This window comes from Collimonas silvisoli, from assembly GCF_018305005.1.
GTDB lineage: Bacteria > Pseudomonadota > Gammaproteobacteria > Burkholderiales > Burkholderiaceae_D > Collimonas > Collimonas silvisoli.
The window spans coordinates 16,691-42,141 of record NZ_JAGQEG010000021.1; the positions used below are offsets into that span (position 1 = coordinate 16,691).

21 protein-coding genes and 1 tRNA gene are annotated in these 25,451 nt (G+C 57.6%); 6 read left to right on the forward strand and 16 right to left on the reverse strand.

Going from position 1 to position 25,451, the window contains the following annotated elements:
- Nucleotides 1–107 precede the first annotated feature (107 nt).
- On the reverse strand, nucleotides 108–443 hold the full coding sequence (locus KHU33_RS07765) for a hypothetical protein (RefSeq protein ID WP_211462082.1): 336 nt from the start codon (nucleotides 441–443) through the stop codon (nucleotides 108–110).
- A 233-nt stretch (nucleotides 444–676) separates the two neighbouring features.
- Between KHU33_RS07765 and KHU33_RS07770 the strand changes: the two genes are divergently transcribed.
- Both KHU33_RS07770 and KHU33_RS07775 read left to right on the forward strand, forming a co-directional pair.
- Entirely contained in the window at nucleotides 677–874 is a 198-nt protein-coding gene (locus tag KHU33_RS07770) for a type II toxin-antitoxin system VapB family antitoxin (protein WP_211462084.1), read from the forward strand.
- Complete coding sequence (locus KHU33_RS07775) at nucleotides 871–1,242, forward strand: type II toxin-antitoxin system VapC family toxin (protein ID WP_211462086.1); 372 nt, start codon at nucleotides 871–873, stop codon at nucleotides 1,240–1,242. The genes KHU33_RS07770 and KHU33_RS07775 overlap by 4 nt, the downstream gene beginning before the upstream one ends.
- Here KHU33_RS07775 and KHU33_RS07780 read toward each other — a convergent pair whose 3' ends face one another.
- Nucleotides 1,243–1,737 (reverse strand): hypothetical protein, encoded by a 495-nt coding sequence (locus KHU33_RS07780; RefSeq protein WP_211462088.1) that lies wholly within the window; start codon nucleotides 1,735–1,737, stop codon nucleotides 1,243–1,245.
- Nucleotides 1,738–1,898: 161 nt separating this feature from the next.
- Between KHU33_RS07780 and KHU33_RS26840 the strand changes: the two genes are divergently transcribed.
- Nucleotides 1,899–2,594, forward strand: coding sequence for a site-specific integrase (locus KHU33_RS26840; RefSeq protein ID WP_407928254.1), 696 nt, complete (start codon nucleotides 1,899–1,901; stop codon nucleotides 2,592–2,594).
- Here KHU33_RS26840 and KHU33_RS07790 read toward each other — a convergent pair.
- The 9 genes from KHU33_RS07790 to KHU33_RS07830 all read right to left on the reverse strand — a co-directional run bounded on the left by KHU33_RS07790 (nucleotide 2,545) and on the right by KHU33_RS07830 (nucleotide 15,873).
- Nucleotides 2,545–2,621: transfer RNA gene (locus tag KHU33_RS07790), tRNA-Val, on the reverse strand. The genes KHU33_RS26840 and KHU33_RS07790 overlap by 50 nt on opposite strands.
- 66 nt (nucleotides 2,622–2,687) lie before the next feature.
- A complete protein-coding gene (gene dnaQ, locus KHU33_RS07795; protein ID WP_211462090.1) occupies nucleotides 2,688–3,446 on the reverse strand; it encodes a DNA polymerase III subunit epsilon in 759 nt (252 codons plus the stop codon).
- 183 nt (nucleotides 3,447–3,629) lie between these two features.
- Nucleotides 3,630–8,108 carry an EAL domain-containing protein gene (locus KHU33_RS07800; protein WP_211462092.1) on the reverse strand — a complete coding sequence of 1,493 codons (4,479 nt, stop codon included), beginning with the start codon at nucleotides 8,106–8,108 and terminating at the stop codon, nucleotides 3,630–3,632.
- Between the two features lie 136 nt (nucleotides 8,109–8,244).
- Nucleotides 8,245–9,357 carry an ABC transporter substrate binding protein gene (locus tag KHU33_RS07805; RefSeq protein ID WP_230414117.1) on the reverse strand — a complete coding sequence of 371 codons (1,113 nt, stop codon included), beginning with the start codon at nucleotides 9,355–9,357 and terminating at the stop codon, nucleotides 8,245–8,247.
- Between the two features lie 28 nt (nucleotides 9,358–9,385).
- Nucleotides 9,386–11,401, reverse strand: coding sequence for a TonB-dependent receptor plug domain-containing protein (locus KHU33_RS07810; RefSeq protein WP_211462094.1), 2,016 nt, complete (start codon nucleotides 11,399–11,401; stop codon nucleotides 9,386–9,388).
- Between the two features lie 202 nt (nucleotides 11,402–11,603).
- On the reverse strand, nucleotides 11,604–12,410 hold the full coding sequence (locus tag KHU33_RS07815) for a citrate synthase family protein (RefSeq protein WP_211462096.1): 807 nt from the start codon (nucleotides 12,408–12,410) through the stop codon (nucleotides 11,604–11,606).
- Nucleotides 12,407–13,228, reverse strand: a complete 822-nt coding sequence (locus KHU33_RS07820) for a citrate synthase family protein (protein WP_211462098.1) — start codon at nucleotides 13,226–13,228, stop codon at nucleotides 12,407–12,409. The genes KHU33_RS07815 and KHU33_RS07820 overlap by 4 nt, the downstream gene beginning before the upstream one ends.
- Before the next feature lie 26 nt (nucleotides 13,229–13,254).
- Entirely contained in the window at nucleotides 13,255–14,004 is a 750-nt protein-coding gene (locus KHU33_RS07825) for an SDR family oxidoreductase (protein ID WP_211462100.1), read from the reverse strand.
- A 9-nt stretch (nucleotides 14,005–14,013) separates the two neighbouring features.
- Complete coding sequence (locus KHU33_RS07830; RefSeq protein WP_230414118.1) at nucleotides 14,014–15,873, reverse strand: thiamine pyrophosphate-binding protein; 1,860 nt, start codon at nucleotides 15,871–15,873, stop codon at nucleotides 14,014–14,016.
- Nucleotides 15,874–16,318: 445 nt separating this feature from the next.
- Between KHU33_RS07830 and KHU33_RS07835 the strand changes: the two genes are divergently transcribed.
- Nucleotides 16,319–18,706: a GspE/PulE family protein gene (locus tag KHU33_RS07835; RefSeq protein WP_211462102.1), complete on the forward strand. Its 2,388-nt coding sequence runs from the start codon at nucleotides 16,319–16,321 to the stop codon at nucleotides 18,704–18,706.
- Nucleotides 18,707–18,769: 63 nt separating this feature from the next.
- Here KHU33_RS07835 and KHU33_RS07840 read toward each other — a convergent pair whose 3' ends face one another.
- From KHU33_RS07840 to KHU33_RS07860, 5 genes are all read right to left on the reverse strand, one after another.
- The gene (locus tag KHU33_RS07840; protein WP_211462104.1) at nucleotides 18,770–19,180 is read right to left on the reverse strand and encodes a hypothetical protein; all 411 of its coding nucleotides are present in this window, start codon (nucleotides 19,178–19,180) and stop codon (nucleotides 18,770–18,772) included.
- Between the two features lie 239 nt (nucleotides 19,181–19,419).
- On the reverse strand, nucleotides 19,420–20,787 hold the full coding sequence (locus tag KHU33_RS07845) for a methyl-accepting chemotaxis protein (RefSeq protein WP_456236947.1): 1,368 nt from the start codon (nucleotides 20,785–20,787) through the stop codon (nucleotides 19,420–19,422).
- A 45-nt stretch (nucleotides 20,788–20,832) separates the two neighbouring features.
- On the reverse strand, nucleotides 20,833–21,231 hold the full coding sequence (locus KHU33_RS07850) for a hypothetical protein (protein WP_211462106.1): 399 nt from the start codon (nucleotides 21,229–21,231) through the stop codon (nucleotides 20,833–20,835).
- Between the two features lie 175 nt (nucleotides 21,232–21,406).
- A complete protein-coding gene (gene rnhA / locus KHU33_RS07855; RefSeq protein WP_211462108.1) occupies nucleotides 21,407–21,841 on the reverse strand; it encodes a ribonuclease HI in 435 nt (144 codons plus the stop codon).
- A gap of 83 nt (nucleotides 21,842–21,924) precedes the next feature.
- The gene (locus KHU33_RS07860; RefSeq protein WP_211462110.1) at nucleotides 21,925–22,710 is read right to left on the reverse strand and encodes a class I SAM-dependent methyltransferase; all 786 of its coding nucleotides are present in this window, start codon (nucleotides 22,708–22,710) and stop codon (nucleotides 21,925–21,927) included.
- A 46-nt stretch (nucleotides 22,711–22,756) separates the two neighbouring features.
- On the opposite strand from KHU33_RS07860, the gene gloB reads away from it, so the two are divergent.
- On the forward strand, nucleotides 22,757–23,551 hold the full coding sequence (gene gloB / locus KHU33_RS07865) for a hydroxyacylglutathione hydrolase (RefSeq protein WP_230414119.1): 795 nt from the start codon (nucleotides 22,757–22,759) through the stop codon (nucleotides 23,549–23,551).
- A 213-nt stretch (nucleotides 23,552–23,764) separates the two neighbouring features.
- Nucleotides 23,765–25,276, forward strand: a complete 1,512-nt coding sequence (locus tag KHU33_RS07870) for a transglycosylase SLT domain-containing protein (RefSeq protein WP_211462112.1) — start codon at nucleotides 23,765–23,767, stop codon at nucleotides 25,274–25,276.
- Nucleotides 25,277–25,451 lie beyond the last annotated feature (175 nt).

Genomic DNA, 25,451 nt, shown 5'->3' on the forward strand with positions numbered 1-25,451 from the left:
ACCGTAAACGAGTTGGGTAGTCTGTCAGCGTCCGCAGCGCCTAAACGCCTTCTGTTCTTTTTGGCGAGCACTAGGGGCAATCGGCTTGCGTTCGACAACGACTAAAATTATTTGGACGTATTTGTGACCACCTTTAGACGCGCATAGTATTCTCGCAACCCTAACGCCAACTCTCGCCAAGCCCGGCAACTGGTAGCGTTGCCGGCGTTGACGGCAGCGATTTGAGCAAGCGAAACGCCGGCGGGCTCTCGGTCTGAATCGGCGGCAGGTCCGGGATCGTCACCTGACCAGGCGGCGTCGTACAAGCGCACAAAGCCGGCATTAACAGCAACGCGATCGTTATCAGCTTGTGTGATGTAGATTGGTACTTGTTTTTCAACTTCCTCTCCTTTGACGTAAATGGCGTTGATGCGGTCGACGTATTTGATCTGGGTCTGCGTCACGACCACCTGCTGCGCTTTGGCGATTTTGGTGGTCTGTCCGGCCTGCTGATTGATATAGGAAAGATGTTTCTCGCCTTCGTCTTGCTTATCCGCTCTGAATCGTCTGTATTCAGCATTGTCGGTTAAAAGAACAGCCGGACTTTTCGGCGGTTTCCATCCTCAAGATAGAGCGAGAACCGAATAAAGCATCATTTGATGCTATAATTGGTTCACTTATTTACAAGGAGTGCCCTATGCGTACAACAGTCAATTTGGATGACGCCCTTCTTGCCCGCGCCCAGACGCTGTGTGGCTTGGAAGAGCGCAATGCCCTGCTGAAGGAAGCGCTGAATGCATTGATTCAGCGTGAAAGCGCGCGTCGCCTGGCGCGCTTAGGGGGCAGCGCCCCCCAATTACAGGAAATTGCACGTCGCAAAGGCGAGACGCAATGATTTTGGTCGATACGCCCATCTGGATTGACCATTTGCGCGCCGGCAGCCCAGCACTCGCTGGGCTGTTAGAAATGGGGAGGGGTTATTGTCATCCCTTCGTCATCGGTGAACTCGCTTGCGGCAGTCTCGGCAACCGGAGCGAAATTTTAAATTTATTACAATCGTTACCGCAATTACCCACGGCCACCAACGAAGAAACATTGTTCTTTATCGAACAACACGAGCTCATGGGGCGTGGCATTGGGTATATTGATATCCATCTACTCGCCAGTACGGCAATCCATGCCGCCCGCCTGTGGACACGAGACAAGCGCCTCAAGGCCATCGCCGAAGAGATGGGCCTAGCGTTTGAACCTATGACGCATTAATTACAAGGGCGCCATCTCGACGCTCTCATCCATCAGCACGTAAAACTCACCATCGCCGAAAAGGTCGAACTGCCGCACACCCTGGAATTGGGCGGCATCGTGCATCTCGGCAAATTCAAACGCGGCCACGATCGTTATATCGGCGTCGAGCTCCCCTTTTTCATTCAGGCCGCAGTATGTACCCGCGATCAACGGTTCAAGTTCGCCAGTGTATGCATAGCCGCGGGCGATCAGCGCTGCCTTCAACACCCACCAATAGGGGCCGAATCGCAGATAGTTCTGCGGTGCAGCGCGCACGATCTTGTTGGCAAGCCTGGCCAACATGGCTTTGAACCCCATCGTCAGCGAAACCGATTTGATCGTATCCTTGAATGCCTTCGTGTTGCCGATGATAGCGACATATTTTTCAAGTGGCAGCACTACTTCGGAGATGACACCCAAACACGGATCAACCTTATTACACATGGAAAAATCGCCGCGGTTGTTGGCGGTCACCCGTGGCCATCGGCGAAATTGTGCAACAACTATCTGATTCCGTTGCGCGGCACCTTCGTTCTTGCCGGCCGCGTGATATGAGGGACTTGGTCAACCCGCTGGATGGCATCAATAACTCAAAGCACCAGAAGACGCCGCCTGACCCACTGACTCTCGTGGAGATGGAGCGCATCCTGGCCGATATGATTGAGCGCTTCCACCGGCAGATGGCTCACTATTTCATTTTCGCATTCCCGACTGGGATGCGGCCCGAAGAAATAATCGCGCTGCGCTGGGACGACATCGACTGGACCAACCGGACGATTCGCGTATCACGAGCAAAAACGTTCAAAGGGCAATTCAAGGATCTAAAAACGAGCGAAGTCCGCGACGTCGATCTGGTCGATCGAGCGATTAGCACGCTCGAAGCGCAGAAGCGATTTACTTACATGAAACGGGCTGAAATCTTTGAAAACCCGGTCACTGGCAGGCCATGGCACGACGAGCGGTCCCAACGGGATCACTACTGGAAGCCATGTCTGAAAAAATTGGGGATACGAGCCAGGCGGGCCTACCAGGCCCGGCACACCTATGCGACGACCGCGCTGATGGCTGGAGTAAATCCGGCATATATCGCTAGGCAACTTGGCCATGCGAATGAAAAATGCTATTTACGGTGTATGCGAAGTGGATTGATGCCGCGGATCGCGGGAGGGAGAAAGCAAAAATGGAAGCCGTACTGCGCTTCCATTCCACTGATCTTCACTTACAAACAAATTCGAATTTGTCCCGAATTTGCCCCAGCATCCCCGCAAACGTCGAGAATACTGGTAGGCACGATTGGACTCGAACCAACGACCCCTACCATGTCAAGGTAGTGCTCTAACCAGCTGAGCTACGCGCCTAAAGAAGCGAAATTATAATAGCAAATCCGGTTCGTGGCTAGTGTCTCGTATGAATTTTTTATAAGATTAATTTTGCGGCGGATTTTCTGCAGGGTCTGCCGCCGACTGACGCCATATGCACATGCCTTTGGCGTCTTTATCCAAACCGTTGAGCAGCAACTCATGTTCGGCCAGCTCTTCCGCGCTTGCCGGGCGCACCACGATCTCCGCCAGAGGCAGTAATTCCAGCGCCGCGCCATCACCGTCCGCATCGCCATGCCCTGCTCCCAGGTCGATGCTGAAGCTGTTCTGCCCACGCGTCATCGCCAGATACACTTCGGCCAGCAATTCCGAGTCGAGCAACGCGCCGTGCAAGGTGCGGTGCGCATTGGAGATGCCGTAGCGGTCGCACAGAGCGTCCAGCGAGTTGCGCTTGCCGGGGTACATTTCCTTGGCCTGCACCAGGGTATCGATGACGCCGCCGATATCGCCCGAAAACGGACCGTGGCCCAGGAGTTTATATTCGGCGTCCAGGAATCCTAAATCGAAAGGCGCATTGTGGATGATGACTTGAGCGCCGCGCGTGTACTCGCGCAACTCCTCGAATATTTCAGCAAACTTTGGCTTATCGCTGAGAAAGGCGGTGGTCAAGCCGTGGACTGCCAGCGCACCTTCTTCAGAATCGCGTTCGGGATTGATATAGCGATGAAAATTATTGCCGGTCAGGCGCCGGTTCATCAGTTCAACGCAACCGATTTCGATGATGCGGTCGCCCGTGCGCGGGTTGAGGCCGGTGGTTTCGGTATCAAGAACAACCAACCTATTTTCTCTATTTTGCAACCCCATCGCCCTTTTCCCTATCTATTCTCGTTCCGAATTGTAGCAAATAAGCTTGTCGACGGACCTGCCCCTTTCTGACCGCAGAATTAACCGGGATTGTTACTCCTTCACAACATCCGTGAATATAGACATGCCGGGAGCCATGTGAGCCGCCAACAACGTCAATAATTCATTGTCGGATGCTTGCGGTCATATTCCAGGGCCATGGGGTTCTGTCTTTCGATCGCTGTCTCGGTGCATGATGAAATCGGCGAACTGCTCCACTGGCATGGGTTTCCCAAAATAATAACCTTGCATCAAGTCGCAGGAAATCTCTTTCAAGAAATTAAGTTGCGACTCGGTTTCCACCCCTTCGGCCACCACTTCCAGGCGCAAGCTGTGCGCCAACGCGATAATACTTTTGACGATGGCGGAATCATCCAGATCCTGGGGCACATCCTGCACAAAGGATTGGTCGATCTTGATCGTGTCGACGGGGAAGCGTTTCAGGTAAGCGAGGGAGGAATAGCCGGTGCCGAAGTCGTCGATCGTCAGCCGCACCCCGAGGCTGTGCAGCCGATGCAACGCCTGCAAATTGTCTTCGGCATTTTCCATGAGAGTGCTCTCGGTGATCTCCAGCTCCAGCAACTCCGGCGGCAGTCCGATTTCCGCCAAGACACGTTCCACCGTGGTGGTGAAATCGTTCTGCAGCTGGCGCACGGAAAAATTCACCGCCACCCGCATGGCCGGCATGCCGGACTTGATCCAGTTCTGCAGCTGCGCGCAGGCAGTGCGGAGAACCCATCCGCCGATGACGTTGATCAGATCGGTTTCCTCAGCCAGCGGAATGAATTCCTTTGGCCCGACCATGCCGCGAGTCGGGTGATGCCAACGCACCAATGCTTCCATGCCGACGATCTCATGGGTATCGAATCGCACTTGCGGCTGATAGAAAACTTCCAGTTCATGCCGGTTCAATGCGTCGCGCAGGTCGCTCTCCATGCGCATTTTTTCGGAAATGGCTGCCTCCATCGAAGCTTCGAAGAATTTGAAGCCGGAGCTGGCTTTCTTGGCGCGGTACATTGCGGTATCGGCATGCTGCAGCAAGGTTCCGACGTCGACGCCGTCCTGCGGATAGAGCGAGATGCCGATGCTGGCGCTGACGAAGATGCCGTGGCCGTCGATTGAAAAAGGCGCGGACAGAGAATTACAAATGTTCTGGGCGACGGTGCTGGCAGCATTGGGGCCTGTCATGTCGGCCAGCACCACGGTGAATTCGTCGCCGCCAAGGCGTGCCACGCAGTCGACGATGCGCACGCTGCGCCGGATCCGCTGCGCCACCAATATCAGCAGCTGGTCGCCGATATCGTGACCGAGGGTGTCGTTTACGTACTTGAAGCGGTCCAGGTCCAGGAACAGTACCGCCACCGCGTCGCCGGTCAGTCTTGCCTGCTCGACGCTGCGCTTCAGCTGATCGAAGAACATGGCTCGGTTCGGCAAACCGGTCAACGAGTCGTTGAAGGCCAGGTCGCGCACTCGTTTCTCCGCCCGGTTGGCCTCGATGATGCGCCGCACCCGCTGCGACAGGACGGCGAAGTGGATCGGCTTGGGGATGTAGTCGCTGGCGCCGGCAGTGAACGCCCGCTCTACCGAAAGATTGTCTTCCAGGCCGGTAATCATCAGCACCGGGATATTTTGATGGGTGGGCAGCGCTTGCAGCCGGGCGCAGGCGGTAAAGCCGTCCATCACCGGCATCACCGCATCCATCAGGATCACCTCGGGCTGTATGCGCCTGAGCACGCGCAGGGCCTGGGCGCCATTTTCAGCCTCTGCCACCCGGAAGCCGTCCCTTAGCAAGGTGTAGCGCAATGCACTGCGGGTGCTGCGATCATCGTCCACCACCAGCACCAGGGCGCTCCCTTCCACCGGTTTGGAACTGCGATAGTTTTCGTCGTACACCTCGCCGTAAAGCTGTGCCGCGACATTGTCGAAGGCTGAACGCAGCTGCGGCAGCAGTGAACCGATTTGACTGGTCTGCTGAATGAGCGCCAGCTCCTCCGCTTCCTTGGCCAATTGCGCCATGCTGGCGGCGCCCAGGTTGCTGCTGCTGCCCTTGATGGCATGCGCCGCGGCCCGGGCCGACTCTGCATCTTTCTGACGGACCGCCGTTTCCAGTCGTTCCAGGTAGGCCGGCGTATCTTCCAGGTATGGCGTCACTGCCTGTTGCAAAGCGGGTCCCAGGATTTCCCGCAGCTTGTCGAATACAGTCCGGTCCAGAGGACTGTATCCGCTCTCGGCCAAGCCAGCCGTCGAGACCCCGGGCAAGGCCGGCGCGGCATCGGTGGAACCCTGGATCAGCCAGCGCTCCAGCTTGTGCCGCAACTCAATCAAGGTGATCGGTTTTGCCAGGTAATCGTCCATGCCCGCAGCCAGGCATTTTTCCACATCCCCGGCTTGGGTATTGGCAGTCATGGCGACGATGGGCGTGCGCCGCCCTTCCGGCTCTTCGAAATTACGGATGCGCGAAGTGACCTCGTAACCGTCCATCTCCGGCATATTGCAGTCCATGAGAATGAGATCGAAGCGGCTGCGCTGGACGGCATCGATTGCTTCCCAGCCATTCGAGGCGGATTCGCAACGGCAGCCGCTGGTGGCAAGCATGCTGCTTGCCACCACCTGGTTGGTGCGGTTGTCGTCAACCACCAGTACCCGATACTCCCTGGCGGCATCAGGAAGCTTGCCGGGAAGATTGGCCGCAGGCGGCTCGACAGCGGCTGTTTGCTCGCCTGGCAACAGATTTCGGATCGCGTCCAACAGACGATTCAAGCGCAGCGGTTTGCCCAGATGGCCGTCGGCTTCCAAAGGCTTGTCGCTCTTCGGCGAGCCGTAGCGCTCTAACAGCAACAGACGGGTCGACGACAGCGCCGGATCGGACCGGATATGCCGAGCCAGGGCCGGATCCGCATCCTTGCCTTCGAGCGTACTGCGGTCGACGATGACCAATGCGTAGGGCGAGTGTTTGGTCCGCCCCAGTTCAGCCGTCAGCTCGGCAGCGCTGCAGACCGCGTGGCAAGACATGCCGTGACGCGTCAGGCTTTGCTCCAGGAAGTTGCGTACGACTTCGCTTTCTTCGGCCACCAGCACCCGCACCCCGGACAAGGCGTCTTCCGCGGTCGCCATGACCTGCGCCTCGCCCGCTTCGCAAACGATCGTGAACCAGAAGGTGGACCCTTGTCCGGGTTGGCTGACGACGCCGATCTCGCCGCCCATGAGCTCCACCAGTTGCTTGCAAATTGCCAGGCCGAGCCCGGTGCCGCCGTATTTGCGGGCGGTGGCAATGTCCGCCTGGGCGAACGATTCGAACACATGCCTGGCCGCGTCCTGGTCCATGCCGATGCCGGTGTCGCTCACCTCGACCCGCAGGCCGAAGCCATCGCCGCTGCCCTCGGTGCGCGAAATGCGCACCGCCACCTCGCCTTGTTCGGTGAATTTCAAGGCATTGCCGACCAGGTTGATCAGCACTTGCCGCAAGCGCATCGAATCGCCTTTGATCCGATCGGGGACGTCGGGAGCCAGCAGGTAGCCTAGCTCCAGCCCACGTTGCTGTGCCTGCTTGGCCAGCAGGTCGAGAATTTCCTCCACCAGCTTGCGCAAATCGAAGTCGATCTTCTCCAATACCAGCTTGTTGGCTTCGATCTTGGAGAAATCAAGGATGTCGTTGATTAAATCGATCAGCGTGTGGGCTGAGTTCCAGGCCACTTCGACGCATTCCTGCTGGGGTTTGGTGAGACGCATTTCCTTGAGCATGTCCAGCATTCCCACCACCCCGGTCAAAGGGGTGCGCACTTCGTGGCTGACGGTGGAAGCGAATTGCGCCTTCATCATCGCCGCGTGCAGCGCCTGGTCGCGCGACTGTTTCAATTCCGTTTCCCGCTCTTCCAGCACTGCCATCATTTTATTGAAGGCCTGGGCCATGTCGACCAGGTCGCGCGGTCCCTCCGGAGCGGCGCGCATGCCAGACTCGCCGGCTTCGGCGCGCCCCATCAGGCCGGACAAGGCGTTCAATGGCCGGATCAAATGGCGCGCCAGAAGACGCATGACTCCTAGCAGGATAAGCGCGAAGGACAGCGTAATGGCCAAATTGACGAGCAGCAAGGACAGCACCAGGCGATTCATGGTCCCCTTGCCGAGCACGATATGGACATACCCAAGGAGTTGCGGCTTGAAGTCCTGCAGCTCGAACGGCGACGCCCCCTCATGGCCCTGGTAGACGGGTGCGCCGAAACGCCATTCATCGTCGGTTTCCAGCTCCAGCATGGCTTGGGTCAGGGCGCGCTCCGGCCGCAATGCCTGATTCGGCTTGACTATCGCGCCTCGCTTGGTTTCTGACAGCAGGACCTGGTGGGCCGCATCGGTGACCTCTACCTGTTTCACGTCGGGGAAGGCGAGCGTGGTAGCGACTTCATCGCGAACATTGTCGGCGGAATGGTAAAGCAAGGCCAGGGTGCTCTGGCGTGCCAGATTCTCAGCGATATGCTGGCCCTGCTCTATCAGATAGCCTCGCATGCGCCGGCTGGTCTCCCACGAATTCATCAAGGACGAGAACAGCGCCAGGCCCAGGATCGAGGCGGTGACAATCGCCATCAGCTGGCGGCGGAATCCGGTGCGGCGCAAGTAGGCTTGCAACATGGTGGGCTCGTCAAAATGTGGGAAAAGAGCCGTCGCGTACTGAACGGCCGCGCGTATTACACCTGCATCCCATGACTAATTCTGTGCATTGGTTTGCACTTCATTTTGTACGTCATTTCCTAGCTCATTTCATACACTAAGGCTCAGGAAAAACAAAATCGAAACTGCGCTGCAGCCGATAGTCGATGTTCAAACCAATGTGGCTGGCGGTACGCAAATTCACCGCCGTGAGCACCTCGCGCAACGGCGCCACGCCGCGCTTGCGGGACTCTCCTGCAAGTACGCCGAGAGCGGTATTAGCCAAGTCGTGGCCCAGCCCCAGGTTGTTCGGATATAAGGCAAACAGGGCGCCCTTCCTGACGTGCAGGAAGCTGCTGGAAAAAAACGGCACGCCATGGCTCCAGGATTCCTTGAGGACCAGCGGCAAAATCGTGTCCTCGTCCACCGTGGTGGCGTCCTGGAGCAGCCAGATCGCGTCAAGCCGGCTGTCGGCTGCGGCAAAAGCGGCTTCGTATAGACGCGCCGCCGAGGCCAGATCGTGCGCTTCATGGATCACCAATTCGAAGCCGAGAGTCTTGGCTGCTTCGCGCGCCAGTTTGATCAGCCAATCGTTGTGCTGCGGATCGTAGACTACGGTTATCCTTTTTATCCCGGGCAGCAGTTTTTTCAGGAGCGCGAACAGCAGGGCCGGATCAGGTGTCAGGCTGATGCCGGCCAGGTTGCGGCTCTCGCTCTCGGGCACCGAAAGCACGCCGCCGACCACCACCGCGATATCCCGCTCCAGCCCGGATGCGGCCTTCAGCCCTTGACGCCCGAGCGCAATCACCACCTTGACGCCGCCGCGCGTCAACTGCGCGCTGAGCTCGGCCGGATTGCTGTTCGGTCCGACCGGGTAAGTGTTCACCGGAACTTTGGCTTGCTCCTGGATGCCTTCGATAATCTTGGCAAAGATACTGCGATAGGGTTCGCCGATATCCGGATAAATCACTGCAATCGCGCCTTTGCTGTCGCTGATGTCCTGCCGCTTTGGCGCGGCATCCAGGGCGGCCAGCACGATCGGCGTGGATTCATTGTGCAGCATAGGCGCTTCGGCAGCGCTTTCACTCCAATTCTGGAACCGGTCTTTTACGACTCCGACGCGCTTACCGAGGTCAGGCGGCGCACCCTCCTGCTGGCTGGCATGGACGAGCGTACATGCCAGCAGCAGGACCAAGCCGGTCTCGATCCGCGATGCGGCTGCATGTCTCATCCTGAGAGGCCGGATTACCACGAATGGCTCACAACTTGTGTTGAAACTGCACATAGAAGGTGCGGCCCGGGAGCGGCAAATCAAAAGGAATGTTGCCCGGAGCGAAGCTCGGATCCCTGGCGTCCCGATTGAACACATTCAGCACCGTGGCGCTGACGTTCCAGTCGCCGATCACCTTCTCTTTCCTCACATTCAGGTCTAGCGTCGTATAGTCGGCAATCGGCGGCCGGGTGTCGCCCGGCTGGCGCTTGCGGTCAGCCACATGGTTGACCGTGGCGCCCAGCTGCCAGAGCGGGGCAAAGCGCCAATCGGATCGAGCGAACAGCCGTTGGCGGGGCGCCAGGCCGGCGTCTTGGCCGCTAGTCTGATCGGTGGAGTGTTGCAGCGAGTAGTTGCCGGTTAGCCGCAGATTGCGCGTTGCATCCCAAATCGCTTCCAGTTCCAGGCCGCGGCCGGTCTGGTCGCCGGTATTTTGCGCGGTGGAGCCGGTCGACGGGTCGGCATTCGGCACAAACTGAATGATGTTGTGCATGCGGTAGTAGAACAAGCTCAGGTTGGTTTGCAGCGTTTGAGTGGGCTGCCATGCGAACGCCAGCTCGCGGGTGACGATGGTTTCCGGTTTAAGGCTGGGATTGCCTATCGTGACCGGATTGTTGATGCTGTATTGCTCGGTGTATGACGGCGCCCGGAAAGCGCTGCCATAGAGTGCCTTGACGGAAAAATTATAAGCAGCATCCCACACCAGTGCCAGACGCGGATTGACCGTGCTGCCGAAATCGGAATAGTGGTCCTCGCGCACGCCCGAAGTCAAGGTCCAGTCTTTGGCCAGGGTCCACTCATCCTGCACAAACGCATAACCGACAGTGCGTTTATGCGGCGTCAGGAATACGCTGCTGGTGCCGTTGACATCAACGATACTGCCCAAGGGAACGAACTCGACCCCAACCCCGGGAACCGCCACGATCCTGAAGTTCTTGCTCTCGCTGGTCTGGTACATGTCTTCAATCCGGAAGCCGGCGCCGAGCCGGATCCGGTGCTTGTCGAAGCCGGTATAGAAGCCCGACAGGCTGAATTGGCTGTCGCGTTCAGCGTGTCCGGGATTGCCGATGACGCCGTTCGGGAAGGCTCCGGCGAAGGCGCCCGGCGGAAACAGCACCGTTGCCGGCGATGCCTGCAGCTCGTTGACATTCTTCACCGATGCCTGCGCGGTGACATCCCAATTGCGAAAGAAATTGGGATTGGAGTAGGTCAGATCGGCATTCCAGCGTTGCGCTCTCACCCGTGCCTGGGGATCCAGGCTGCTTGCCAGGCCGACACCGGTGCCGGTTTCCTGGTTCTGGTAACCGGCACGAAAACGCCATAACTCGTAGGCGATATCGACCTGCATATCCAGATTGCCGCGCATCATTTGCTCGTGGCCGGGGGCCAGGGAAGCATGGGTTCCGAAAATTTTGTCGAGATTGGTTTGCGCATCTGCGTCTATCGTTTTATTGGCGCCGTTGGTATGGCCGCCCCCCAGATAGAAAGCCACGTCCAGCGGACCCATTTTGCCGCCATGCTGGAACCAGGCGTCGTAGCTACCGAACGATCCGGCCCGCACGCCATACTCGGTGCCGTTGATGTCGGCCGCGGTCTTGGTGATGATGTTGATGACCCCGGCGAAAGCATCGGCGCCATACAGCGCAGATCCAGGGCCGCGGATGACCTCGATACGGGCTATGTGTTCGACCGGCACGCCGCCCCAGGCCAGGTCGCGGTTGCCAAGAAAGGCGTCATTGACGGGGATGCCGTTGATCAGCATCAATGTCTGCGGGTTGTATAGGGTGGTGATGCCGCGGAACGAATATATCGGATCGTTGTACAAACCTGAGTAGGAGACATGCAGGCCGGGTACGCTTTCCAGCACTTGATTCATATTCGTCGCCCCCATGGCCTGGATATCCTGGTCGGTAATCACCGAGGCTACCGCCGGCGCCCGGGAAATGTCTTGCTGGCTGCCGGTGGCGATACTGACGAAAGCTTTCTTCCCATATGAAAGGGCCAAGTCGTCTTCTTCGTTATTTTGCTGAGCCGAAGCCACGGCGGCGCTCAGACACAGGACGGCAGCGCATGGAATTTGAGATTGCCAGTGTTTTTTCATTGTCGACCCATTTGATGGAACACAAATGCCGCCAAGAGACGCCAGGCCGCCCTCACCTCACTTCACCTCCTGCCAATCTCCCCGCTGCCCTACCCTATAGTTTTTGTTATTCTTGCTGCCAAAGGCGCCACGCCGGCCCCTCATAGCGCAGTTGCGAACATCGCAGTGGAAACGTCGCACCTTCGGGACGCTGGCTGGCTTCCAGATAACACGGGGGCATGCCCGCCATGAATGAAGGCAGCAGGAACAGGTAGCACTCGCGCGGCGAGAACCCCATATCGAGCGGAATCGCCACGACCACGCCGCCATAGTTGATCGGCAGCTGTCGTCCCATCCTGGCCAGGCCTTTCTCTATTTCAAACGCCAATTGCAGATACGGGCCTTGCGCTATGTGCTCGTGCTCCATGCGGGCCAGAATCGCCGGTATCCGTTCGTCTACTTGAAGCGTGGCTACCGGCCGGCCATATCCCAGGATGCGCTTGTGCAGCTGCAGCTCCTGTTCCAGGATTGCTTGCAAGGCTTCCCCCGCAAGCATGCGCTGATGGGCGCGAACCAGGAAATCCGCCGCGGCGAATTCCGGCTGCCAGCCATAAATGCTTGCTTCCGAAACGGCAATCGCGGCTGCGACGCCAAGCGCGCCGGTACTGCGGGCGCTACCTGCCAAGGCAGCGACGCGATTGTTCCACAAGCGGGGATCCGGATAGCTGGTGTAGGTCCAAAGAGCATGCAGCAGCGCCGTTTGCTGCGGTGAAAAACGGCGGCCGGTAATGCCGAAGGCATACAGTGCTATCCAATCCATGTCTTTCAGGTCGGCATGCAGATCGTGGCCCCGGAACACCGCCCGCTCTCCCGGAAAACATGCGCCCATGCGGGTGCGCAAGGGCCCTTCATAATCCAGCAAAGCGTTGCTCATGCATGCTCCTTCGAGAAAGCCGGGCCAGGATCGTTTTCGAGATCCAGTTCGAAGAAAGGAAATTGGCGAAAACCTTGCTTGCCTTGTTCCAGCGCGTGGGCGGCGGCGCCGGGCAGCCGCAGCAGCAGGGCCAGCATCTCGCCCTCGCTGGGAGAGAAATCCAGATCCGCGAGCGCAGCAGCGGCCACGCCTGTCATTGCCAGCGGATGGCCGGCGGCGGTTTCCAAAGCGGCCTGCTCCTGCGCCAGCCACGCCAGGCGCCCTGCCGGCATGATCTCAACCAGATGCACCAGGGTCTGGCGCACCGGGTTGGCGCATTGTTTGCCGTAGGGATCGAAGCCAGGCGGATGTTCCGGCTCAGGCCACACCTGCTGGCGGGTCGGCGCAGCCGGACCAGCCAGGCTGGAGCGCCAGGCTGCGAGTTCAGTGCCGTTATTCTGCCAAGCCTCCAAAGCCAGGAAGACTTCGCGGGCGCCGCCGTAGGAACCGGCGCCGACAGCCAGCGCCGCCATCAGTACCGAGGCGGCAGTTGAACCGCCGACCCCGGCCGCCATCGCGGCATGCACCGAGGGATCGCGCGGCCCCGGGTTGGCTAGCGCCACAGCCAGAATTTCCAATGCGGCAGCGACGTTCGGCGTTGGGCGCTCGCCTTTGAACAGCAGATACAGGTATTCGGTGTAGCGGGCTTTGCCAAGCAAGTCGCCGTAGACGTCGTAACCCCGGCAGTAGCAGGCTGCGGCAGCGAAAGGATTGTCCGCTTCCGGCTCTTCGTGCCAGATGCTGGTGCGAATGCTGTTGGGATTTTCCTGGCCGCTCATCTGATCTCCTGTCGTTGTAGATACTGCTAAAGCAGGCTCATGCCGCCATCGACAACAATTTCCTCGCCGACCACGTATGCCGAGTCTTCCGAAGCCAGGAACAGGGCAACCTTGGCCACCTCTTGCGGACTGCCGAAACGCTTGCTCGGCGATTTTTGCTCGATCCCGCTTTTTATTTCCTGGGCCATGTCTGGCGGCAGGCCGAAGCGGTCGAAGATGGGCGTGGCGATGGGGCCGGGGCTGATCGCATTGATCCGGATCCCGCGGCCGACAAGTTCCAGGGCCAGCGATCGCACTAGCGAGCGCAAGGCAGCCTTGCTGGCGCCGTAGACGCTGAAATTGGGCGAGCCCAATTGGTTGGTGATGGACGTGGTGACGATAATGGAGGCGTTGGCGCCGAACAAAGGCAAGGCTTTCTGGATGGTGAAGAATACCCCTTTGAAGTTGATCCCCATGATGTCGTCGAACTGGGTTTCGGACACCAGTTCAATCGGCGCTGCAGTTGCAACGCCGGCGTTGACGAACAACACATCCAAGCGCTTGAAATGGCTTTCCACCTGCTGCATCAAAGCGGCGATTTCGGCCAGATTTCCAGCGTCGCTACGGATGATCAGGGTTTCACTGCCCAGCTCCTCTCGGGCACGCGCCAAACCGTCCGGGTCGCGCCCCGTGATCGCCAGCCGGGCGCCGTGTTCCAGGAACAGTTTTGCGCTGGCTAAACCGATGCCGCTCGAACCGCCGGTGATCAGCACCGTCTTCCCTGTGAGTTTATCCATTGTCATTCCTCATAGATTGCCGGCTAAAACGCGCATACGAACATTCATCGGCGGCACCTCCTCGCCATCGACGAGCACGTCCAGCAGCGTTGGCCCTTGGCGCTTGCACATGGCGGCGATATCCAGCTTGACCAGATCCTCCGGGGCGCGGATGGTATGGGCTTCGGCACCCATGGCGCGCGCCAGGGCGGCGAAATCGGTAGGAGGCAAATCGCAGCCGATACGTTCGGCACCGGCCAGCCGCTGGCCGTGCTTGACCATGCCCAGGGCCTGGTCGTTGAGGACGACGAAGATGACGGATAGCTTCTCGGCGACCGCAACCGAGATTTCCTGGCCATTCATCAGAAAGCTGCCGTCGCCGGTGATGCACACCACCGGCACTTTCGGATTGCCGGCTGCGGTGCCGATGGCGCCGCCGATGGCCCAGCCCATCGGCGCAAAGTTCATGATGGCCCGCATCCAGCCGCCATAGGTCTTGCGGCGCCCCGGCGCGCGCGCGCTGCCGCCGCCGCCTTGCCGCCTTTCAGCTACGCGGCGGTCCTTGGGCTGCAGGTAATGGATAGCCCAGGCAACGCTATTGCCGGTATCGGCGAGAAAACGGGTGGTGGGCGGAAATAGCCGGCCCAGCTCGCCCATCAGCCGCTGCGGCAGGATCGGTATGGCGCTGCTAGTGTACTTATCCGGACTCGCCAGCATGGTATCCGGCTCCCAGTTGTCGCTATGCTGCTTGCGCACGAAGCGCCGCTGTTCATATTCGAAATTTCCGGCTCGCCGGACGTCATGCATATGCTTGTTCAGCCGGTTGAAGATCGACAGTATGCGTCCCCGCATGTGAAAACTCGCCATCGGGGTGTGGGTCAGGTGTTCTTCGGAATCGTCGATATGCACCAGCCGCGCATTGAGCAGACTATCGCTCCAGCCACTGCTGTTCCACTCACCCATGCCGGTACCGATGGCCATGATCAGATCGACCGACTTGTCGCTCAGAGCCGCTTCTGCCGAAGCGTGGCCGGCGAAGCCGAACACGCCGCGGAAAAGCGAGTGGCGCGGACTCACCAGGCCCTTGCCGTCCGGCGTGGCGATCACAGAAGCGCCGGTCAAATCGGCGAACTGGAGAATTGCGCCGATAGCCTCGCCGCAGCCGGCGCCAATCAGCACAACGATATTTACGGCCCTCGACAACATCAGTTGCAGTGTTGCCAGCGCTTCGTCGTCAACCGCCGATGACGGCTGCAGCAGCGCCTGCAAGTCATAAGAGGGAGCCAGTTGCGTGTTGGTGCTGCGAAATACGTCCACCGGCATGCTTAAATGCACTGGCCCCATCGGCGCCCTGATGGCGCGCTGCAACGCAGTCATGAGTTTGTTCTCGAACTGCTGCGGGTGGGACACCAGCGAATTGTAGTGAGTACAGTGCTGCAGCATGCCCAGCGTATCGATTCCGGTACAAGTGGATTCCTGCAGCGGATGTTTGCCGAAGGTAGGCAAGGCCGGCTGCGCCGTGATTACCAGCAAGGGAATATTGTTGTCGTAGGCGCAAGCCACACCGGTGATCAAATTGGTGGAGCCGGGCCCTGAGGTGGCGCAGCAGACACCGATTTTGCCGGTTTCCCGGGCATAGCCGTCGGCCATATAGGCAGCTCCCGCTTCGTGGCGCGCCAGGATGTGGCGCACGCCGCCACGGCGGCCGCTTCTGGCAAGCGCATTGAAAAGCGGCTCGATAGCGCCGCCGGGAACGCCGAAGACATATTCGATTTCCATTTGCTCAAGATAGGCCACCAGCAGGTCTGCTATTTCCATAGGCGGCTCGGGAGGCAGCTCCAGCTGCTCGCCTAACATATCGTTGTACACCTGCAAATTATCGGCACTCATGTCGAAATCTCCCTTGGTGGCAGGAAGCTTGCTGTGATTCGTCAACGCGCATCGGACATCGTCATGGACATGCGATGCAGAATGAAAACATTTCTTAATAGAAATTATTGTAATCCTCTCTTCTCAAACCGCAAAGCGAATAATCAAATCGAACTGCTCTGCTCACTATCAAAATCAAGGCGGCGTGGTGACGTGGTGTTTAAGGCAGCAAGTCGTAACGGCTAGGAAGATAGATGCAGAACGCTGCTTGCGGTCATCTTTAGTTATTGCAATGAGTCCGTTATGCCAACACTGCTGGATGGCTTGGCTGAGATGTCGCCACCTATCAAAAATGACAGGTGTTTTTCTGATGCCGAATGCATTATTGTCAACAGACAACTAATGTTTTCTTGGGCGGATTTCCCGTAGAGTGCGACGGCTTTTTTAAATAAAAAAGGAGAAATCAATGCATGCCGATTTAGGGTGGCCATCACCGCCACACTTCGAGTTGATCTCTACATCCCCCACAACGAACGACGGCAGCACGCCCTGCATCATTACCTTGAACGACGGCCATCGGAAAGTCGGCAACCTGCTCAGGTTTGACCAGGAGGCATCAATTATCGAGTTCCAGCCGGAGCGCGCCGTCGACAGTCTTCGTATCGGCGTTTCCACCCTCAAAAGCATCCGTTTAACGGCGCCGACAGAGCTAAAAAAATTGGAACTGCCTTTAACGGTAGAAATGCAAGCAGGCCCGTCCGTCTCCGCCAAGAAAAAATGCATGATTTTCTTCAAGGACGGAGAGCATCTGATTTCTGAAACCGTAGGTTACGTTCCTCGTGAAATCGGACTTTTTCTATTTCTTGTCAGTGCTGGCAACAGCGTTTTTCGCTGGTTTATTCCGACCGAAGCAATTGCCAGCTATCAGATTGGCGACAAGCTCGGCAAGATGCTGGTGGACGGGAAAATTGTGTCGTCGGAGGCTGTCGATGCCGGCTTGAAAAAACAAACCCAGCTGCGGGAATCCAAGCTGGGGGAGTATCTGCAGCTGGAAAGCCTGGTCACAAAAGATCAAGTGGAAATGGCTTTGCAAAGACAGCGATCGTTGCCTCATCTCAGACTTGGGGAAGCGCTGATTCAAGAGAACCTGATTACTGAGGAACAACTGGCGCAAGCGCTTGAGAAGCAGGCAGAGGACAGGAAGTTGCACTTGGGCGAAGTTCTTATCGCCATGGGTGTCGTCGACAAGGAAAACATCAAGAGGGTATTGGCGCAAAAACTTGGCATTCCTTTTGTTACGCTGCCCGACTTTCAGTTTGATTTGGGCTTGACCAAGATCGTACCTGCCGACTTGGTCCGCAAATATACAGTAATGCCGCTATACCGGACCCAATCACGTATGGTGGTAGCGATGGAAGACCCTTTGTCGTCGGAGGCCTTGAAGGCATTGACGTTTTGCAGCAAGCTCGCAATCGACCCCGTCATGGCGTCCGAGGCCAGCTTGGGCGTTGTCATTTCGAAATTTTATGGGGCACAGGGAGAACGTCAGGATATCGCCGAATTCGTTTCCAAATTAGACGAAGGCAGCAGCATCGAAGCTGGCCAGGTTGTGCATGAGGTAATTACAGAATCCGACAATGTCGTGGTGCGCCTGGTCAACAAGATCATCCTTGACGCATTTGAACAAGGCGCCTCCGACATTCATATCGAAGTCATGAAAGGAAACGAAGCTACCCAGGTCCGCTTTCGCAAGGACGGCGTTATGGTCGATTATTCGGACATTCCGGCAAACTACCGCAATGCCTTAATTTCCCGCCTTAAAATCATGAGCCGCCTCGACATTTCCGAGAAACGGCGCTCGCAGGACGGGAAGCTGAATTTCGAGCAATTCGGTCCGGCGAAAATCGAGCTTCGGGTTGTTACCATGCCGACTGCCGAAGGCCTGGAAGACATCGTCATGCGGATACTTACCGCTCCCAAGGCCTTGTCCCTGGATGCATTGGGCCTGTCTCCCCGGATACTGGAAGGACTCAAGAAACTCGCCGTCAAACCCCACGGCCTGCTATTTGTGTGCGGCCCGACCGGGTCTGGCAAGACGACAACCTTGCATTCCTTGCTCAGTCATATCAATACGCGCGAACGCAAAATATGGACGGTCGAAGATCCGATAGAAATTACCCAGAAAGGCCTGCGGCAAGTCCAGGTCCACGCAAAAATCGATTTGACTTTTGCGACCGTATTGCGCAGCTTCTTGCGCGCGGATCCGGATGTCATCATGGTCGGGGAAACACGGGATCCGGAAACCGCCAAGACCGTCATAGAGGCGTCGCTCACCGGTCATCTGGTGTTTTCAACCTTGCACACCAATAGTGCCGTCGAAAGCGTCATCAGGCTATTGGATCTCGGTATCGATCCCTTCAATTTTGCGGACGCCCTGCTGGGGGTTGTCGGTCAACGGCTGTCACGTAAATTGTGTACAGCCTGCCGTCAGCGCTACGCCGCCACGGACGGGCAAATCCAGATGCTTGCCTATGAATACTGCTTGGAAACCCAACTCCAGCCTGCCGAGATAATAGCGGAGTGGCGCAAGCAATATGGCGACGACGGCAACACACTCGCTTTATACAAGGCGTCCGGCTGTGAAAAATGCAGCGGGAGCGGCTACAAAGGCAGATTGGGAGTACATGAATTGCTGCTTAATACCCCGGCTATCAAGAAAAAAATTCATGCGAGAGCGAATGTCCCGGATATCTTGCAAACCGCTATCGAGGAAGGCATGCGTACCTTAAAACAAGACGGAATCGATAAGATATTTCAGGGCTTGACCGATTGGGAGCAAATAAGAATGCTCTAGCCATGGATCGAACCACCATCCACCTATTCATTCTGGAGGTGGATGGGATTTTGTCCAAAACGATCAAGGGTTATTTGCCTTTTCCGCCGGCGTCGCTTGCTTGACAACTGCCGCGGCCTCCGCGTCGAAATACAGCTTCAAGGCCATGATCTCGCGCGAAACCTCCACAGGAAAACCTTTGCGCGTCCCTCTTTGATCCAACAAAAGTTCGGCAAACAATTTCTCGCAGGCGGAGCGCCGCAGCCAGACGTCGGCAAAGTTGTTGGCGATCCGCGGAAAATGTTTGATTAGCCACAAAGGCCAGATCTCTGTAGGCAGCGATATCAGCCAGTTGTACGTCCGCTCTTGCAAATTCAAATCGGCAGGACCTAGCATTCGGCGCAACTGCTCCCAGTTTTTCTCTTGCCTGATCCGCAGCGCATCATCGAGCACGGCTTTGGCTTCCGAGATTGAGACTTTTTCGAATGGAATCATGTCCATATTGCCTCCCAAGAAATAACGGTTATCGAATCGAATTCAATACTATCTAAACAACAATAAATCATCTGGCATGGTCGTTACCACCCTCTATCGCCGCACTGATTTTGTTGCCATATGGCATTAATAATACGCCAGTACCGCCCTGTCATGCAGACACTTGACAAGGACCGCATACAAACGTGTCTGCAGCGCGATTCTTCAAAATTGAAAATATCGCGCATCAGTTACAGGAGTTAAAACTGCTCCCAATCCTCGGCGGAACCGGTTTGACCGCCGGCGACTTGCAACCTGGAGTCGTTGGCGATGACTTTGCCCGGATTTTTTTTCCTGCTCAAGAGCATGACCTTGGCATTCTTGGACAGCACCGCGGTTTGCTCATGCGGGCTGCCAGCTGCGGGCATCGTCTTAAAGACAGGCGCGCCACGAGATGCATCGAGCTTGAACATGCTGACGACTTGCGACAAATTGCCGGCGTGGTCTTGCAGCGATGCGGCGGCAGCGGCGGCTTCTTCCACCAGCGCGGCGTTTTGCTGGGTGACCTGATCCATCTGGCCAATCGCCTGGTTGATTTGCTCGATGCCGCTGCTCTGTTCCTGGCTGGCTGCGGTAATCTCGGACATGATGTCGGTAACCCTTTGCACGCTATCGACGATCTGCTCCATGGTCACCCCGGCTTCGGCCACCAGCTTGCTGCCGACCGCCACTTTGTCCACCGAATCGCCGATCAAGCCCTTGATTTCCTTGGCCGCGGTGGCGCTGCGCTGGGCCAGATTGCGCACTTCGCTTGCCACCACCGCAAAACCTCTGCCCTGCTCGCCGGCGCGCGCCGCTTCGACCGCCGCATTCAAGGCCAGGATATTGGTCTGGAAAGCAATGCCGTCGATCACGCCGATAATGTCGACGATCTTCTTCGAGGAGGCATTGATCGAATCCATGGTTTCAACTACTTGCGACACTACCGTGCCGCCCTTGACCGCCACGCTGGAGGCGGATACGGCGAGTTGATTCGCCTGGCGCGCATTGTCGGCGCTCTGCTTGACCGTACCGGTAATTTCTTCCATCGATGCGGCGGTTTCTTCCAGCGAACTAGCCTGCTGTTCGGTGCGCGACGACAGGTCGAGATTGCCTGCGGCGATCTGGTGCGAAGCGACCTTGACGGATTCGCTGCTGCGGCGGATTTCTCCGAGGACCGCCGCGATTTTATCGACGAACAGGTTGAACGCGCCGGCGATCTGCGCCAGCTCATCTTTACCGGTGGCGTCAAGACGCCGCGTCAGGTCGCCATCGCCGGAAGCGATTTCCTGCATCGCATCGCGAATCAGTTCCATGCGCTTGAGCGCCTGCACCACCAGCACGGTCATCGCCAAGGCCGCCAGCGCGATGATCAGCAGCGCCGTGACGGCCGATGTGATCAGCATCGAGGTCATCGCCTGGGTTGCCTCGGCGTAGTCCATCACCACCACCAGCATCCAGTCCGTGCCGGCGATTTTGCTCGCATACAATCTGCCGTCGCGATCGTTGAGGCGGACACTGTTGCCGTCCTTGGCATGTTCGATATCCGCCAGTTTTTGCGCTGACAACGTGCTGTCAAGCGCCGCCACAGGCTTCAAGGCCAGTGCCGCATTGGGATGGGCAATAGGAGTTATTTACCATGTCGTCGGCTGCCTGGCGACGGAGGCGGCGTCCTCGTCGAAATACAGCTTCAGGGCCATGATCTCGCGCGACACCTCCACCGGAAAACCTTTGCGCGTTCCCCGTTGATCCAGCAAGAGTCCAACAAATAATTTCTCGCAGGCGGAACGCTGCCCCCAGACTTCGGCAAAGCGGTTGGCGATACGCGGAAAATGCTTGATTAGCCATAAAGGCCAAATCTCTGTAGGCAGGGTTAGCAGCCAGTTATATGTCTGCTCCTGCAAATTCAGGTCAGCAGGACCTAGCAGGCGGCGCAAATGCTCCCAGTTTTTTTCTTGCTTGGCGCGTAGCTCTTCATCGAGTACGGCCTTTGCCTCCGACACTGAGACTTTTTCGAATGGAATTGAATCCATGACGCCTCCTGAAAACGGGAACCATCGAGTCGAATCTGACGCAGCAACAACAAATCGCGGCGCATGACAATTTAGCGCTCGGCCACAAGCAAACTTATATTTCCACATGGAAATATATTCTACATCTAATTAATCGCTGCATGCCGGCTTTCATTAGCGAGCCGGCGCCATACCTCTACACAACCGTGGTCACGCCGCGGTTGGCGAGCTGGTCGGCGCGCTCGTTGCCGACGTGGCCGGCATGCCCCTTGACCCAGCGCCATTCGATTTTATGCCGGGCCTGCGCCGCATCCAGCGCCTGCCACAGATCGACATTTTTCACCGGCTCGCGCGCCGCGGTTTTCCAGCCGCGCGCCTTCCAGCCATGAATCCATTCGCTGATTCCTTTTTGCACGTACTGGCTATCGGTAAAGACCGTCACCTCGCAGGGCCGGGTCAAAGCTGTCAGCGCTTCGATTACCGCTTTCAGCTCCATCCGGTTGTTGGTCGTATTGCGTTCACCGCCAAACAATTCCTTTTCCTTGCCATCCGCCACCAACAGCGCGCCCCAACCGCCGGTACCGGGATTGCCTTTGCAAGCGCCATCGGCAAATATTTCTACTTTATCCATACTTGTATGATTCACTTTCACTGCTTTGTTATGACGGCGCACCAAGGCTGCTCAGCCCGCCGCGTGTTGAAAACACTAGCTTACTACTCTGCTCCGCCCTGATCCGTCTTGTGAATCTTGTTAGTGGCCGGCACCCCCCGCCCAGCCTTGATTACCTGTTTGCTGAAAGCGGGGCCGATCAGGTGCATGCCTTTCACGCGCTTGATCGCCTGCACAATGTATACCGCGCCGAAATACGGCCACCAGCGATTGCCGGCCTTCTCCATGAAGGCGAAGCGGTGCAGCCATTTGCTGCTGGTATACGGCGGCGCGTAACAGCCGAAATGGCCGCGATTGACTTCCATGTTCAGCAGTTTCAGCCAGTCTTTCAGGCGCAGCAAACTGATGAACTCGGCGTTCTGCGGCAAGAAGTGCACGCCCGACATGCGGCCGACGGTTTGCCGGATACCCCACAGGCTGGCCGGATTGAAACCGCAAATGATAACCTGCCCTTCCGGGATCAGCACCCGTTCGACCTCGCGCAAGATCTGATGCGGCTCGGCCGCGAATTCCAGCACATGCGGCAACACCACCAGATCCAGGCTCTGCGAGGCAAACGGCAATTCGGCAAAATCATGAGTCACCACCACCCCGGCATGCGCTTCGCCGGCCTCGGGCAGGCGGCTATCTGTCAGCCACTTGTGGCGCATCCGGTTGGCTTGCAAGGATTTGATTTGCGGCACGCCGATCTGCATCGCATTGAAGCCGAAAATATCCGCCGTCATCGCGTCCAGACGCGCCTGCTCCCATTCCAGCATGTAACTGCCGGTGGGCGTCTGCAGCCAGGGGCCGAGCGCTATAATGGATTTTTCTGACGACGGATGTGCCATGCCTGCCTTAATGGATAAATCTCTGAATGAATCGCTGAGTGAGTCAATGAGTAAGCCCTTGAATGTATTGGCAGTGCCGGCATTTAACGACAATTATCTCTGGCTGATCAACGATGGCCGCCATGCTGCGGTGGTCGACCCTGGCGACGCCCAGCCGATTCTGGCCGCACTCGACGCCCATGGCTTGGTACTTGTCGCTATTTTACTGACACATCACCATGCTGACCATGTCGGCGGCGTACAAACTTTGCTGCGGCATTTCAACATCCCGGTATTCGGCCCTGCCGGCGAAACCATCGCCGGCGTCAGCCAGACGCTGAGCGAAGGCGATATTGCCGCCATTCCGCAACTGGGGCTGAAATTATCGGTGCTGGACGTGCCTGGCCATACCAGCGGCCATATCGCCTATGTGGCGCAAGGCCAGCCTTGGCTGTTTTGCGGCGACACGCTGTTCGCCGGCGGTTGCGGGCGCCTGTTCGAAGGCAGCCCGGGACAAATGGTCGATTCACTGGCGAAGCTGAGCCGCTTGCCGGATGACACCCAAGTGTATTGCGCGCATGAATATACCGTGTCGAACCTGCGCTTTGCGCTGGCGGTAGAGCCGGACAATTCCGCCCTGGCGGCCCGCATGGCAAACGAACAAGCCAAACGCGAACGGCAGCAAGCCACCGTACCCTCGACCATCGCTCTGGAAAACGCCACCAACCCCTTCCTGCGTTACCAGCAGCCAACCATTCTTGCCAGCCTGCGCGCCAGCGGCCGCCTTATCGGCCAACACCAGCAAGCCGACCCGGTTGCGGCATTTGCCGCGCTGCGCGAATGGAAAAACAATTTCAAATAAATCGGCAAGCCGGAACGGCTGCGCAGTGATTCATTGTAAATGTCGGTTATATAGTCTCCGCATATCGATTTATTAAAAGTAATACCTAATAAATCAATCACTTATCGCTTGTAACAGTGCAATTTTTGCTTGACGGGAGAAAACCGCCTTACGTACACTGCGTCTAATCCATTATTACCGGTTGATGACATCCCGGTCACATAAATTGAACCCATGTATCAGCTAAAACTCAAGACTTTCGCTTTTGCCGCGCTCGCTTTTTTCGGCGCCCCGCTCTTGGCCCAGGCCAACGACATTTCCATCTACACCCCCACTTTCAGCTTGATTGACCCGAACGATCCCAGCGCCGGCATGCTCGGCATGGAGCAGGTCGACATCTGGGCTCGCATCCGCAAAGGTTTCGGCATCCCCGATCTGGACAACCAGCAGGTAGTCAGCCAAACCGATTTTTACAGCGCCCGCCCGGACTATTTCGAACGCACCACGGTGCGCGCTTCGCGCTATCTGTTTCACGTAGTACAAGAATTGGAAAAACGCGGCATGCCGACTGAACTGGCGTTGTTGCCGTTCATCGAATCGGCCTTCAATCCGCAAGCCTATTCCAGCGCCAAGGCGGCGGGCATGTGGCAGTTCGTGCCGGCTACCGGACGCGACTACAATCTCAAGCAGAACATGTTCAAGGATGAGCGTCGCGACGTCCTGGCTTCCACCGACGCCGCGCTGACTTACCTGCAAAAACTGTACGGCATGTTTGGCGACTGGCAACTGGCGCTGGCTGCCTATAACTGGGGCGAAGGCTCGGTGCAGCGCGCCATCAACAAGAACCAGGCCGCCGGCCTGCCGATCGATTTCAACAGCCTGGCGCCGCTGATGCCGGCGGAAACCCGCAATTACGTGCCCAAGCTGCAAGCGGTCAAGAACATCATTGCAGCGCCGGACATGTACAACATCACGCTGCCTAAGGTGGACAACCAGCCTTACTTTGTCACTATCGGCAAGACCCGCGATATCGACGTCAAGGTCGCCGCCCAGCTGGCGGAACTGTCGCTGGATGAATTCAAGGCCCTGAATCCGCAATTCAACCGCCCGGTGATCATCGGCAGCAGCGACACCAAGATCCTGCTGCCTGAAAGCAATGCGGAGAAATTCAAGAACAACCTGACCAAGTGGACCCAGACGCTTTCTTCCTGGACCTCGCATACCGTCAGCAGCGCCCGCGAACGGATTGAAACCATCGCCGCCCGCTTCGACACCACACCGGCGGTGATACGCGAAGTCAACCACATTCCGCCAAGAATGCTGCTAAAGGCCGGTTCCACCATCCTGGTGCCGAAAACCGAAGCCGCCAGCAGCGATATCACCGCCGAAGTAGCCGACAACGCCACCATGGCAGTCACCCCGGACGCTCCCGAAACCCGCCGCATCTACGTCAAGGTCGGTAAGCGCGACACCCTGGCCTCGATCGCCTCGCGTTATCACGTCAGCGTGAGCCAGGTGAAAGCATGGAACGGCTTGCGCCATGACGGCGTCAGCCGCGGTCAAAGCCTGCAGTTGCAAGTGCCGAACCGCATGGTAGCCTCGAACTCCGGCAGCAAGCAAGCCGGCCACAACGTGCGCTACCATAAGGCGACTGCAACGGCTAGCCGCAGCAGCAAGAACAAGGTGGCAGCCAAAAAGAGCGGCAAGCCGGTGGTCCTGGCCTCTTCCCGAGGCGCGCGCGGCTGATATTTCCAGCAACACCGGATCAAAAAACCCATGGCGCCGCACTGCGCGCGCCACGGTTTTTTTAAAACCACGCTCGATATCAAAAATACGTGATTGCCGGCAGTGCTGACAGAGTTGCCGTGAGCGCGGTGAACCCCTACAATCTTGCCCTGTTCAACAAGAATCACACCAAGCG